Origin of the sequence: Pseudomonas sp. KSR10 (assembly GCF_022355455.1) — a bacterium.
In the GTDB taxonomy this organism is placed as follows: Bacteria; Pseudomonadota; Gammaproteobacteria; order Pseudomonadales; family Pseudomonadaceae; genus Stutzerimonas; species Stutzerimonas stutzeri_E.
In genome coordinates, this window is the sequence record NZ_JAKOEN010000004.1 from 92,899 (window position 1) to 106,881 (window position 13,983).

At 61.0% G+C, this 13,983-nt stretch carries 10 protein-coding genes; 4 read left to right on the plus strand and 6 right to left on the minus strand.

The genetic code is table 11. The features are described from left to right. Positions 1–1,539, minus strand: coding sequence for an MBOAT family O-acyltransferase (locus MCB86_RS01265; protein ID WP_239609227.1), 1,539 nt, complete (start codon positions 1,537–1,539; stop codon positions 1–3). Positions 1,540–2,204: 665 nt separating this feature from the next. Between MCB86_RS01265 and MCB86_RS01270 the strand changes: the two genes are divergently transcribed. Beyond that, on the plus strand, positions 2,205–3,887 hold the full coding sequence (locus MCB86_RS01270; protein ID WP_239609229.1) for a methyl-accepting chemotaxis protein: 1,683 nt from the start codon (positions 2,205–2,207) through the stop codon (positions 3,885–3,887). A gap of 401 nt (positions 3,888–4,288) precedes the next feature. Here the strand turns inward: MCB86_RS01270 and MCB86_RS01275 are convergent, their stop codons facing one another. The 4 genes from MCB86_RS01275 to MCB86_RS01290 all read right to left on the minus strand — a co-directional run bounded on the left by MCB86_RS01275 (position 4,289) and on the right by MCB86_RS01290 (position 8,433). After that, positions 4,289–5,629 (minus strand): short-chain fatty acid transporter, encoded by a 1,341-nt coding sequence (locus tag MCB86_RS01275; protein WP_239609232.1) that lies wholly within the window; start codon positions 5,627–5,629, stop codon positions 4,289–4,291. Positions 5,630–5,792: 163 nt separating this feature from the next. Beyond that, positions 5,793–6,974 (minus strand): acetyl-CoA C-acetyltransferase, encoded by a 1,182-nt coding sequence (locus tag MCB86_RS01280; protein ID WP_239609234.1) that lies wholly within the window; start codon positions 6,972–6,974, stop codon positions 5,793–5,795. 76 nt (positions 6,975–7,050) lie between these two features. Continuing rightward, entirely contained in the window at positions 7,051–7,710 is a 660-nt protein-coding gene (locus MCB86_RS01285; RefSeq protein ID WP_045161869.1) for a CoA transferase subunit B, read from the minus strand. Between the two features lie 24 nt (positions 7,711–7,734). Continuing rightward, positions 7,735–8,433: a CoA transferase subunit A gene (locus MCB86_RS01290; RefSeq protein WP_239609236.1), complete on the minus strand. Its 699-nt coding sequence runs from the start codon at positions 8,431–8,433 to the stop codon at positions 7,735–7,737. Between the two features lie 153 nt (positions 8,434–8,586). Here MCB86_RS01290 and MCB86_RS01295 point away from each other — a divergent pair, with 153 nt between their 5' ends. Further along, entirely contained in the window at positions 8,587–9,486 is a 900-nt protein-coding gene (locus MCB86_RS01295; RefSeq protein WP_045161871.1) for a LysR family transcriptional regulator, read from the plus strand. A 75-nt stretch (positions 9,487–9,561) separates the two neighbouring features. Here MCB86_RS01295 and MCB86_RS01300 read toward each other — a convergent pair whose 3' ends face one another. After that, positions 9,562–10,821, minus strand: coding sequence for an SGNH/GDSL hydrolase family protein (locus tag MCB86_RS01300; protein ID WP_239609238.1), 1,260 nt, complete (start codon positions 10,819–10,821; stop codon positions 9,562–9,564). A gap of 102 nt (positions 10,822–10,923) precedes the next feature. Between MCB86_RS01300 and MCB86_RS01305 the strand changes: the two genes are divergently transcribed. Together MCB86_RS01305 and MCB86_RS01310 are read left to right on the plus strand one after the other, a co-directional pair. Further along, on the plus strand, positions 10,924–11,832 hold the full coding sequence (locus MCB86_RS01305) for a LysR family transcriptional regulator (protein WP_239609241.1): 909 nt from the start codon (positions 10,924–10,926) through the stop codon (positions 11,830–11,832). Positions 11,833–11,977: 145 nt separating this feature from the next. Continuing rightward, a complete protein-coding gene (locus tag MCB86_RS01310; protein WP_045161874.1) occupies positions 11,978–13,909 on the plus strand; it encodes a PAS domain-containing sensor histidine kinase in 1,932 nt (643 codons plus the stop codon). Positions 13,910–13,983: the final 74 nt, after the last annotated feature.

Below are 13,983 nucleotides of genomic sequence, written 5' to 3' on the forward strand. Positions count from 1 at the left end.
TCAGAACTGGAAGTAGAGAAACTCGGTTGGAGCCACAGAGAACGCCACGGCCAGCGCAAAGAATCCCAGCACGCCAACGGCTAAGCCAATCACCGGCGTCGGGCTCCACAAAGCAATCGGAAACCAGCGCAACAGCCAGTGCTCGCGAGGCTGCGCATCCAGCGCGGCGCGAAAGCGCGACATCCACTGCTGCACGTTGGGCATCAGCCAGACGAACGCGAGCAGAATCACCACGGGGAAGTAGTCAGACTTGTCGAACTTGACACTCTGCTCGCTCAGTCCGGCCATGCCGGACAGCATCGTCATCGCAGTCGCAACGCTGTCGGCGCGGAAGAACACCATGGCGACCACGACGCAGAGAAACGTCAGCAGCACGGCCGCGGCGTGATAGAGGACGTTCTCGCTGTCCATTGGCAGGCCTTTGCGCGCCTTGAGCGCCCTGAAGCCGTGGGCAACCACCAGATAGAAGCCGTGCAGCAGGCCGAATACGACGAATTGCCAGCCCGCGCCATGCCAGACGCCCGAGATGAACATGGTCAGCACGGTGGGGTAGGCGACCAGCACGACGAAGGTGCTCAGGCTCATCTTGCCGCGGCGCGGCAGTGGTTTGCCGGCGGCCATGCGCGAGCGTGTGATCCGCATGACGATGGGGTTGTAGATATAGGCGGTCAGGAAGCGCGTGAGGGTCATGTGCCAGCGCGACCAGTAATCGATGACGTTGTGCGCTTTGAACGGGCTGTTGAAATTGACTGGCAGTCGCAGACCGAACAACAGTCCCAGGCCGATGGCCATGTCGCTGTAGCCGGAAAAATCGAAATAGATCTGCAAGGTATAGGTGAGGGCGCCGAACCAGGCATCGTAGAAGGCCGGCACGATACCGTCGCTGGCTACGGTGAAGATCGGGGAGGTCTTCGCCCCCAACGGATCGGCGATGATCACCTTCTTGAACAGGCCAAGCAGGAATATGGTGAGCCCCAGCGAGATGTTGTCGAGTCGCGGGCGGAAGGTGCTGCCGTCGTTGAACTGCTTGAGCATCTCACCGTGATGGGTAATGGGACCCGCGATCAGCTGCGGAAAAAAGCTGATGAACAAGCAATAGTTGACGAAGTCGTGCTCGGTCACCTCACCGTCATGGGCATCTACCAGGTAGGCGATCTGCTGGAAGGTAAAGAAGGAAATTGCCAGCGGCAGAATGATGTCGCCTACCGACCAGCCCAGGCCAAAGGTGGCATCGAGCGTGCCGAACAGAAATCCGGTGTATTTGTAGTAGCCGAGCAGTGCCACGTTGGCGGCGACGCCAAGAATCAAACCCGTCCGCGAGGGCCGGCGCATCAGGTAGCCGCCGATGAAGTAGTTCGCCACCATGCTGCCCACCAACAGCGGCACGTAAGCGGGATTCCACCAGCCGTAGAAAACAAGCGACGCCAACGTCAGCCAGATGGCTGCGTAACGCTGCCTACCGGAACCTGCTAGAACAATGAAACCCAGAAGAACCACCGGAAGAAACCCGGCGATGAATACCATGGAGTTGAAGAGCATCGTCCATTTCCTTATCCCTGAACATCCACGACCGCCCTTCGGAATAGAGCGGTGTTTTGTACGGATGAATCGCGAAGCCCGATAAATCGCAATCTAACGGTGCGCCCGCTGAAACTCTCCCGGTTGCAGGCCGTTTAGGGCGGCGCTGCGGCAGACCCAGTCCTTTTCACTGCACGGAATGCTCGGCTCTGTCTGTTAACAATGACACGGAGTTGTAAGAAAAAGTTGCGCCGCTCATCTGGCTGGGACTCTACCCGGACGAGTGGATATCCCCCTGATATCAAGCGAAACGGGGCTTCCAAAGCCTCTGCGAGCGAAGACGGATGGTGTCGCCGTGACGTGTCGTCACATACAGAAAAAAAGAAGCGCTTGAGCGCAGTGAACTCGCAGCTAGCGCATGGCTCGACAACGGCCGGAAATTGCCACGGCCACGCCGTCGCGTTCCTTCCCGTGGCGATGTAGGAAATGTCGATTCAGGCCGTGTCATCCGAATACCTTCCGCAGCGGACGCATAGTCGGAACGCCTGCTCCAAACGCTGATACTGATCGACAAGTTGACCTTGATCACAGAAGCCGGGGTGATCGGGGGTTTTCTGCATGCGGGTGCTGAAGTATTTAACTGCTCAGCCGATGAATGAGTACCGATCATTCATCGAGAGCTTCTTATGCGCATGACCCTGAAACTGAAGGTGCTGTTGCTCGCACTGATACCCGTTGCCTTGTTTGCGCTGGTACTCAGTGGCGCGGTGGCGAAAATCCTTCACTCGCTTGCCGACGAGGAGCTGGAAAGCACTCGCGAGCGGATGATCGACGAGAGCCGTGCCCGGCTCGAGGATTACATACGCATCGGTGTGAGCAGTGTCGCTCACCTCTACGAGCCTGCGGCGCAGGGTGATATGGCCAGCCGTGCTCAGGCCATCGCCATTCTGTCGAAGATCAAGTTCGGTAAGGACGGTTACTTCTTCGGTCACGACTCCAACGTGGTCCGCCTGTTCCGTGGCGACAGCCCGGTGGATGTCGGTGCCAATCTGAACGATCGCCGCGACTCGAACGGTGTTTACATCAACCGTGAGCTGGTGGCGGTAGCCAAGAACAACACCTATTTCGTGAACTATTCTTCGCCGCTCCCCGGCAACGAAAAAGTATCGGTACCCAAGCTCGCGTATAGCTACTACCTGCCCAAGTGGGACATGGCGTTGGGCACGGCAGTCAATCTGGACGGTATCGAACTGGCGCTGGACGAGGTCCGCAAGGAAATCGATAGCCGGGTCAATTCGATCCTGACCAGCATCCTCGGGATCGCCGGCGTGATGCTGGTGGCGCTGGGCATCGCTGGCGTGGTCATCAGCAACTCCATCGTCAAGCCGATCCAGGTGATTCGTGCGCAACTGGACGACATCGCTGCCGGTGAAGGCGACCTGACGCACCGCCTGCCGGAAGACCGTAACGACGAGCTGGGCCAGCTGGCCAGTTCTTTCAACCGCTTCGTGGGCAAGATCCACACCATGGTCAGCCAGGTCGCGGAGATGACCGGGCAACTGACGGGCATGGTCGCCGAAGTAGCGGCACAGGCGCAGCGTTCCGAAACCGCGATGGAAACCCAGCGGCAGGAAACCGATCAGGTCGCCACGGCGATCAACGAAATGTCCGCCGCCGCCCAGGAAGTCGCACACAGCGCTCAGGGGGCTGCCGAAGCCGCACAGCAGACCGACCAGGAAGGCCAACAGGCCAAGTCCGTGGTGGACTCCAGCATTCGTCAGATTCACTCGCTGGTAGAAGAAATCCGCACCAGCGGTACGTCGCTGGACGCGCTGCAACAGGACGTGCATGCCATCGTCGGCGTGCTCGACGTGATCCGCTCGATCGCCGAACAGACCAATCTGTTGGCGCTGAACGCCGCCATCGAGGCTGCGCGGGCTGGTGAAGCGGGCCGCGGCTTTGCCGTGGTCGCCGATGAAGTTCGCGCGCTGGCCAGCCGGACCCAGCAGAGCACCCAAGAAATTCAGGGCATGATCGATCGCCTGCAGACCGGGACCAAGCAGGCCGTGGCCGCCATGAGCCGTTCCAGTGAGGCGGGTGACGCCAGCAGCGCGCAGGCCAACCAGGCTGGTGCATCGCTGGATGCCATTGCGCACCTGATCGCCACCATCAACGGTATGAACGCGCAGATCGCCAGCGCCGCCGAGGAGCAGACCGCGGTCGCTGAAGAGATCAACCGCAGCGTGCACCAGATCGCTACGGCGGTGGAAAATGTCGCCGAGGAAACCCAGCAGGGCGCACGCACCGCGCGCAATCTGGCCGATGTTGGCGAACGTCTGGGTGGGTTGGTCCGGCAGTTCCGTATCTGATCGTAGCCTGATCTGACGCGCTGCTTCGCCAGATCAGCTCGGCCTCAAAGAAAACCCCGCTTTTGCGGGGTTTTTCATGAAGGCCGTCCGTTCTCAAAGTGCCGGTCACTAGCAGCCGAAGAGGTTCAGCTCCGTAGGGTGGATGTCGCTTTTACATCCACCGTGGCGCCGCTCGGTGGATCGGTGAAGCGTGATCCACCCTACGCCCGGTAGGGTGGATTTCGCTCTTTACATCCACCGTGGCGCCGTTCGGTGGATCGGTGGAGCGTGATCCGCCCTATGCCCGGTAGGGTGGATGTCGCTTTTTACATCCACCGTGGCGCCGTTCGGTGGATCGGTGGATCGGTGGATCGGTTTAGCGAGATCCACCCTACGTGAGGCTGAAGATTGGCTCGTATGTGTCAGCCGAAGAAATACAGACAGCCAGCAATCACCAGTCCCGAGTAGACCAGCATCAGGAGGCAGTAGCCCATGATGTCGCGCGCACCCAGGCCAACGATGCCGAGGATCGGCAGCGCCCAGAACGGCTGAATCATGTTGGTCCAGGCGTCGCCCCAGGCGATTGCCATGGCTGTGACGGCGGGTGCCACACCGAGTGCCTGGCCCGCTGGTAGCATGATCGGACCCTGCACGGCCCACTGGCCACCGCCGGATGGCACGAAGACGTTGACCAGGCCGGCGCTGAGGAAGGCCAGCACTGGGAAGGTGTCGGCCGAGGACCAGGCGACGAAGGTATCGGTGATCTGCTTGCCCAGCGACAGGCCGTCAGCGTTGGCGCCGACCATCATGCCCATGATCCCCGCATAGAAGGGGAACTGGATGACGATACCGCTGATCCCGCCGATGCCGTCCTGCACCGCGCGCATGTAGCGCTCTGGCGAGCCATGCAATGCCAGTCCGATGAACAGGAACAGACCGATGACGATGTTCAGGGTCAGCGCGAAGCCGTTCTCGGCGAAGTAGTAACCGAAGTAGACGACACCCAGCGCGACGATGATCAGGTTGAGGATACGGCTGTCGTCCAGGCGCTGCGCCAGGGTGCTGCGAGGCAATGGCTCGTGTGCGGGATCGAGCAGCATAGCGGGGTCGGCGACCTTCGGCTGCTTCGGATGCATGGCCCAGTTGAGGATGGGTAGGCCGATGACGAGCAGGGCAATGATGGTCAGGTTCATGGGGGTGAACAGGGTATCGCCAACGCCTATTGCAGCGGTCACGACGCCGCCACTCATGCGCTCCAGGTCCGCGCCACCGGTGGCGAGGGACAGTGGAATGGAGCCGGACAACCCACCATGCCAGATCAGGAAGCCGGAGTAGGCCGCCGCGACCAGCAGCGGGTAATCCACACCCTTGACCTCCCGCGCCAGTGCGCGTGCGAACACGGCACCGATGACCAGGCCAAAGCCCCAGTTGATCCAGGAGCCGGCCAGTGCAATCAGGGTGACCAATACCACGGCGCGGCCAGGTGTCTTGGCGGTTCGCGCCAAACCGGCGAGAAGACGATGAATCAAGGGCGCGCTGGCCAAGGCATGACCTGTGACCAGGATCAGGGCCATTTGCATGGCGAAGGTCAGCAGGTTCCAGAAGCCCGTACCCCAGTGCTTAGCCATGGCAGGCAAACCCTGACCGGTGACCAGCATGCTGGCGGCAAGCACGATGAGGCTGAGCAGAATGGCGAATACGAACGGTGAGGGAAGATAGCGCTGAACCAGTTTCACGCTCATTGCTGTGATGGTGTGGAGCATCGTTGGATCCTGTTTGTTTTTCTTTTGGATATCGCCGGCCGCAGGAGTAACGCGGCAGCCTGGCGGCGCTTACTGAAGCGCGTTGCTGTAACTACCGCTGCCCGGACGTCTACGCGACCGAACAGCGGGGATGAAGGCCTGCTTGAATCTGAACCGCGCCGCTTCAGCTCCGTTCCAGCGCCAACGCAACGCCCTGGCCACCGCCGATGCACAGCGTGGCGAGGCCCTTCTTTGCGTCGCGGCGCATCATCTCGTGCAGCAAGGTGACCAACACGCGGCAGCCCGATGCACCGATGGGGTGCCCCAGAGCGATCGCGCCGCCATTGACGTTGACCTTGCTCGCATCCCAGCCCAGCTCCTGGCCCACCGACAGCGCCTGGGCGGCGAAGGCTTCGTTGGCTTCGATCAGGTCCAGTTCGTCCAACGACCAGCCGGCCTTGTCCAGGCAGCGACGGGTCGCCGATACCGGCGCGATGCCCATGATGGCCGGGTCGACGCCAGCGTTGGCGTAGGCCTTGATTCGCGCCAGCACTGGCAGGCCGAGCGCCTTGGCTTTGTCGGCACTCATCAGCAGCACCGCGGCGGCGCCATCGTTAAGGCTGGAGGCATTGCCGGCGGTGACCGAGCCATCCTTCTTGAATGCCGGTTTGAGTTTCGCCAGGGCGTCGGTGGTGGTCCCGGCACGTGGCTGCTCGTCGGTGTCGAAGCGCAGGGGCTCGCCTTTGCGCTGCGGAATCTCGATAGGCGTGATTTCGTCCTTGAAACGCCCGGCCTCGATGGCGGCCACGGCCTTTTGCTGCGAGGATGCGGCAAAGGCATCCTGGGCTTCGCGGCTGATCTGGTACTTGTCGACCAAGTTCTCGGCGGTGATGCCCATGTGGAAGTCGTTGAAGGCATCCCAGAGGCCGTCGCTGATCATCGAGTCGACCAACTCAGCATGGCCCATGCGCAAGCCGGTGCGGGCTTTCGGCAGGACGTAGGGCGCCAGGCTCATGTTCTCCTGGCCGCCAGCGATGATCACCTCGGCGTCGCCGCAACGGATGGCCTGGGTGGCCAGATGCAGCGCCTTGAGGCCGGAACCGCAAACCTTGTTCAGCGTGAAGGACGGCACGGCGTGAGGCAGGCCGGCTTTGATCGAAGCCTGACGAGCGGGGTTCTGACCGGAACCAGCCGTCAATACCTGGCCAAGGATGACTTCATCGACGTCGGCGGGATTCAGTCCGGTCTGTTCGAGCAGACGCTTGATCACGGCCGCGCCCAGATCCGGCGCGGCGATGTTGGCCAATGCGCCCTGGAACGAGCCGATGGCGGTACGGGTGGCGGCAACGATAACGACGTCTTGCATGGCGTTTTTCCTCTCATCTTATAAACGGGAAAAGCCTCGCATGATTTCTCATCGCGAGGCCTTTATCGGCACTGGATCAGCCGAAGGTCATTTCCGGCACATGGTCCGGTACCACCAATTCGCCGACGGTCTTTGCGATGATTTCCTCGACGCTCACGCCCGGTGCGCGTTCCTTGAGGACGAAGGCACCGTTCTCGATCTCAAGATAGGCCAGATCGGTCAGTACGCGCTTGATGCAGCCCGCCCCGGTCAGCGGCAGGGTGCACTTGGGCAGCAGCTTGGACTCGCCGTCCTTGGAGGCGTGCGTCATCAGCACGATGATGTTCTCGGCACCGGCGACCAGATCCATCGCGCCGCCCATACCTTTGACCAGTTTGCCAGGGATCATCCAGGAGGCGATGTTGCCTTGTACGTCGACCTCGAACGCACCGAGCACGGTGAGATCGATATGCCCGCCGCGGATCATCGCGAAGGATTCCGCTGAGTTGAAGATAGAGGCGCCGATGCGCGCGGTGACGGTCTGCTTGCCGGCATTGATCATGTCGGCGTCGAGCTCTTCTTCGGTGGGGAAGGGGCCCATGCCGAGCAGGCCGTTTTCCGACTGCAGCATTACTTCCATGCCCTCGGGCACGTAGTTGGCGACCAGGGTCGGGATACCGATGCCGAGGTTCACGTAGTAGCCGTCCTGCAGTTCGCGGGCGACGCGCTGGGCCATTTGTTCGCGGGAAAGTGCCATGGTCTGTTCCTCTTATTCTTTTGATCAGGCGCGGACGGTGCGCTTCTCGATGCGCTTTTCGAAGGTGCCGCAGATGATGCGATCGACGTAGATGCCAGGCGTGTGGATCTGGGTGGGGTCGATCTCGCCGGGCTCGACGATCTCCTCGACCTCGACCACGGTGATCTTCGCGGCGGCGGCGGCCAGCGGATTGAAGTTTTGCGCTGTGTGGCGGTAGATGACGTTGCCGTAGCGGTCGGCCTTCCAGCCTTTGACGATGGCGAAGTCGCCGGTGATGGCGTGTTCGAGGATGTGCGGGCGACCATTGAACTCGCGTACATCCTTGCCTTCGGCGATGGGGGTGCCATAACCGGTCGCAGTATAGAAGGCCGGAATGCCAGCACCGCCAGCGCGCATCTTCTCGGCGAGCGTGCCCTGAGGCGTCAGCTCGACTTCCAGCTCACCATTGAGCAGCTGCTTTTCGAACAAGGCGTTCTCGCCGACATAAGAGGCGATCATCTTGCGGATCTGCCGGTCTTCCAGCAGCACGCCGAGGCCGAAACCATCGACACCGCAATTATTGGAGACTACTGTCAGGTCGCGAGTGCCTTTGCGCTTGATCTCGGCGATCAGGTTTTCTGGAATACCGCACAGGCCGAAACCGCCGGCCAGTACGGTCATGCCGTCCTGTAGACCGTCGAGGGCTTCGGCGTAGGAATTCACGCGCTTGTCGAAACCAGCCATAAACCATTCCTTCTTGTTGTTGGAGGACGTGAGAGTCGTTGCCGTCGAGTGTTCCTGCAGAGATATGATTTGTTAAGTTGATTTTTAAGCGTTATTAATTGGAAAAACAGAATAATCTACGGCGTTGGTACGTCTATTCGCTCGGACACTTCCATGACCGTCAAACAATTACGCGCCTTTCTATCGGTGGCTCACACGCTTAGCTTCGCCCAGGCTTGCGAGCGCCTGCATCTCTCGCAATCGGCTCTGAGCCTGACCATCAAGGCGTTGGAGGATGGGCTCGGTGGCCGCTTGTTCAGCCGAACCACGCGGGCCGTCAGCCTCACGCCGGAGGGCGAAGCATTGTTGCCTCTAGCGCGACGGCTACTGGCCGACTGGGACAACGCCGAGGATGAGTTGCGCCAGCGCTTCACCTTGAAACAGGGCAGGGTGGCGCTGGCCTCGATGCCTTCGTTTGCCGGTAACCTGCTGCCAGCGGTGCTACGAACCTTTAGCGATCAATACCCCTCGATCAGCGTTACGGTGCATGACGTGATCAACGAACAGGTAATGGAAATGGTCCGCGATCGTCAGGTGGAGCTGGGCATCGCGTTCGAGCCTGAGCCGAGCGCACCTTTGACCTTCACGTCGCTATACACCGATCGATTCGTTGCCGTCGTGCCGGCGGAATCGTCGCTCGCGTCTCAGCCCGAGATCGCCTGGGACGCCTTGCTCGGATATCCCTTCATCACCTTGCAGCGGCCTTCCACCGTGCGCTTCATGCTCGAAGACCACCTGCGCCAGCGCGGACGCCAGCTGCCGGTGCAGTTCGAGAGTCATCAGTTGGCCACGGTCGGCCGCATGGTCGCCAGCGGTCTGGGAGTCAGTGCCGTACCGGCGCTGTGCCGTGCGCAAATGCTGGAACTCGGTGCGCGCTGCGTGGCGCTACGTGATCCGGTGATCGAAAAGCCGGTCGGTATTCTGACCAAGCCCGGCCACGAACTGTCGGTGGCGGCCCAGGCCATTGCCGATACCTTGCGCGCTGAACAGGGGTATCCAGGTCTTTTGCGCTGAAGAGATCAAAGCTGCGGAAATCGCGGTTTGCGGCGCCTGCGCAAGCACGCTGAGGCGGGGCCGCCAATGGCCACGCTATCGAGCGTCGCGTGGCGATTTGCCGAGCAGCAGTTGCAAATCGATTCGTTCGGCCATCGCCTGATTGCCGATATCGCCGGGATGAAGCCTGTCGCCCGAGTCGTACCGCGCGAGAAGCCGTGTCGGGTGAGTGGGGTCACGTAGCCAGGCATCGAAGTCCAGCACCGCATCGAAACTGCCACTGGTGCGAATCCACTCATTGACCTGCTGACGCAGACGCTCTTTCTCCGGTGAGTAATAGTGGTGGATGGGGGAGTCCGGTAGCGCACCTTCGAATGGCAGCAGCGTCCCCGCGACGATGCGAACGTTGCGAAGATGCGCTTGCGTGATCAACTGCCGATAACCGGCTATCAACGCTTCGAAGCTGGGCGCGGGCGCATTCGGCGCGAAGGTGCTGCCAGGCCAGGCGATATCGTTTATTCCCAGCAACACCACGGCCGTTTCGATATGCGGCTTACTCAGGACGTCGCGTTCGAAGCGCGCCAGCGCGTTGTCACCCATCCCATCTTCGAGCAGACGTGCCCCGGAGATACCGGCGTTCAGCACGGCGATGCCGTCGTTGGCCACACGCTCCGCGAAAAAGTCCGGCCACCGCTTGAATGCATCCGGACTGGCCCCGTTGCCATCGGTGATGGAGTCGCCCAACACCGCAATCGTACGAACTGGGGACGGGGTTTCGAGCAACACATCCGTGACCAGCAGCCCAGACGTAAATGTCGAGTCGTATGGCAGATCCGTTGCCTGGACGCGATCGCCCGGAGCGAGGTAGGCGGTCTGTCTGGCATCCCAGTGCATTGTGGCTGGGGGCGTTGGTTCCGGCAGGTACAAGCTGATCGAGAGTCGGGTTAACGCCGGTACGGCAAGCTCGACAGGGTCACTGGTCCAGCTTGCGCCAGGCGGCAGCGTCACTGCGCTGTGGCCGGCGAAGGTCAGCGCCCGCGCAGAATCGGGACTTACGCGGGCACCCTCTACTGTCAGCGCCACGGATGCCGCGCCGATGGTCAGCGGTACCGTGCCGTACCGGTTCGAAAGCACGACCCGGACCCGATTGCCGCCCGTACTGACACGAACGATCTGGCGAATGGTCTGTTTTTCGAGTGTGGCCGGCAATCCAGTCGGCAGAGGAATACTGGAGCGCCATATCGGCTGCGGCGCGGCGGTCCAGGTGCTGTACCAGGTTGCGTTGGCGTCTGCCGCGGTGATGCAAAGCAGGCCGAGCGACATCACAGCGGATGAAAGAAGCGTCTGTGTCTTCACCGGGTGACTCCGAGACAGGGGTAAGTCCGGTCAGGTTGGGTTATTCCGATTGGCTACGGTAGAGCGCAGAATGGCATGCCGATCATTCGAAAATGGAATGCCATGAACACACTAGGCGCAATGCATCAGTTCGTTCGGGCCGTGGAGCTGGGCAGTCTTTCAGCGGCGGCGCGTGAGCTCGGGACGACCCAGCCGACCGTCAGCAAGACGGTGGCGTCGCTTGAAAGGCATCTAGGTACACGCCTGCTGAATCGCACTACCACCCACCTTGTGCCCACTGAGGCGGGTAAGCGCTTCTACGAACGAGCCAGACGCGTGCTCGACGAATACAACGAGGCAGTGGCGGAGGTAAGGGGGCAGACTGAGCGGCCGGAAGGTCATCTGCGCGTCAATGTGCCCGTCAGTCTGGGTGTGCTCCGTCTGAATGCGCTGATGGTGGAGTTCATGCGGCGCTATCCGGCAATCGATGTCGAGTTGAGCTTCAATGACCGTTTCGTCGATCTAACCGAGGAATCCATCGATGTTGCGTTGCGCCTGGGCGGCGACCTTCCGCTCGATGCAGTGGCGCGCCGGGTGGCAACGTCACCGAGGTATCTGGTGGTCGCGCCGGAGCTTCTCGAAACGGCCGCCGACATACAGCGGCCCGAGGATATTCTCGCGCTACCCTATCTCCGGTTCGCCTGGCTGGCGGCGGGCGAAACGCTGGAGCTGACGCACGAAAATGGAGCGACGGCTCGCATCACCCCGCAGAGCCGCTATACGGCGAATAGCTCATTGGCGATTCGTGAAAGCCTGTTGCTCGGTGCCGGGGTCGGCTTCGCGCCGGCCTGGCTGGTGGGTGATCTGATCGAGTCGGGCGCGCTGGTACGGATGCTTCCCCAGTGGCGAGGGCAAATCCATGAGGCATTTCTGATCTATCCCCAGCGACGCTATCAGCCCTTGCGGGCGCGTCTGTTGCTGGAGTTTCTTGAGCAGCGCGTACCGCTTCTGCCTGGCTTCGAGCGGGTTTAGTGGCGTGGCGGATGATTCGTCAGCGAAAGGGCACAAACGATCCTCTCGATACCCAGCCTGTGGCCTAGAGAACCTCCTGTAATTTTCTTTTCTCCATGGGGCTGGTCATAATCCCGACTGAATTAGTCGGCTGTGGATATTTTTCATGCATAAGGTTGGATCTTCGAATGCGCCGATAGACGTGCAGGATCGATACCGTCTGCTGATCGACGCAGTGACCGATTACGCCATTTACATGCTCGACCCCGATGGCAGAGTCGCCAGTTGGAACGCGGGTGCGAAGCGCTTCAAGGGGTACGAAGAGGCTGAAATCCTCGGCCAACACTTCTCCCGCTTCTACACCGACGACGATCGTGCTGCTGGAATGCCGCAGCGCACGCTGGATACCGCTACGGCCGAAGGGCGCTTTGAAGGGGAAGGCTGGCGCGTGCGCAAGGACGGTACGCGCTTCTGGTGTCATGTGGTGGTCGATCCGATCTGGTCGTCTACCGGTACTTTGCTCGGTTTTGCCAAGATCACCCGGGACCTGACCGAGCGCAAGCTGGCTGAGGAGTCGCTGAAACAGAGCGAACAGCAGTTCCGCTTGCTGGTTCAGAGCGTCACTGATTACGCCATCTACATGCTTGACCCGGAAGGGGTGGTGACCAACTGGAATCAGGGGGCTCAACGTATCAAGGGCTACCTGCCCGAGGAGATTATCGGTCGGCACTATTCGGTGTTCTTCACTGAGGAGGACCGACAAAACGGCGCCCCCCAGCGCGGCCTTGCAACCGCGCTGCAGGAGGGGCGGTTCGAGAGCCAGGGCTGGCGTGTGCGCAAGGACGGCTCGCGCTTTTTGGCCAACGTGGCGGTGGACCCGATCCGCAGCGATACCGGTACCCTGATTGGCTTCGCCAAGGTTACCCGCGATATCACCGAAAGCGTCGAGGCACAGCGCGAACTGGAGAAGGCGCGCGAGGCGCTGTTTCAATCACAGAAGATGGAGTCGCTCGGCCGGCTTACCGGCGGCATCGCCCACGATTTCAACAACCTGCTTATGGCCGTTCTGGGCGGGCTGGAAATCGTGCGTCGACGGGTTGCGGATGACCCTACGATCGTCCCGTTGCTCGATAACACCATTCATGGCGCTCAGCGCGGCATCGCCTTGTCCCAGCGTATGTTGGCATTCGCGCGGCGCCAGGAACTGCACCTTGAAGCCGTTGAGGTGCCGGCTTTGGTGCAGGGTATGGCTGACCTGCTTCGGCAATCGCTCGGTCCGCGAATTCAAATCGAAACCCGTTTCCCTCTCTCGCTCAAACCGGTGTTGGCGGATGTCAATCAGTTAGAAATGGCGCTGCTCAATCTGGCGGTCAACGCCCGGGACGCGATGCCGGAAGGCGGTACCGTTACGATTTCCGCGCGGGAGCACAGGCTCGATTCGACTGACGGGCCGTTAGCGTCGGGAAACTATCTATGCCTGGCTGTGACGGACGAGGGCGAAGGCATGGACGAGGCGACACTGGCGCAGGCGATGGAGCCTTTCTTCACCACCAAGGATGTCGGCAAGGGTACGGGGCTGGGTCTCTCGATTGTCCACGGTCTTGCCGCGCAATCGGGTGGCCGGCTGGTGCTCGAGAGCAAGAAGGGCCGTGGCACCACTGCTGAGTTGTGGCTGCCGCTTGCGGCAAGCGCCGGTATGCCGCTTGAAGGAGCCGTACTTGACGTGTCTGAGCCACGGCGGCCTGTGGCGCTCAATGTTCTGGTGGTAGATGACGATCCACTGGTGCTGATGACGACCGCCGCGATGCTCGAAGAGCTCGAATGCAATGTATACGAGGCGAGTTCAGCGGAGTTTGCTCTGGAAGTACTGGCGCAGCACGTCGTCGATCTGGTGCTGACCGACCAGACCATGCCTCAGATGACCGGATCACAATTGGCCGAAGTCATCAGGCAGCGGTATCCGGCGCTGCCGATAATTCTCGCCACCGGTTACGCCGACAACCTGAGCGGCCTGGCCGGTAGTCTTCCCCGACTCGACAAACCATTCAACCAGGACATGCTGGCGCAAAGCATCGCTTCGGCGATGAGCCAGATCTGACGCCATCCCATCGAACCAGACCTATCGGGGCTCGTTCTGCGGCGCGTCAAGGCACTCTGATCTTCAACTTCAAT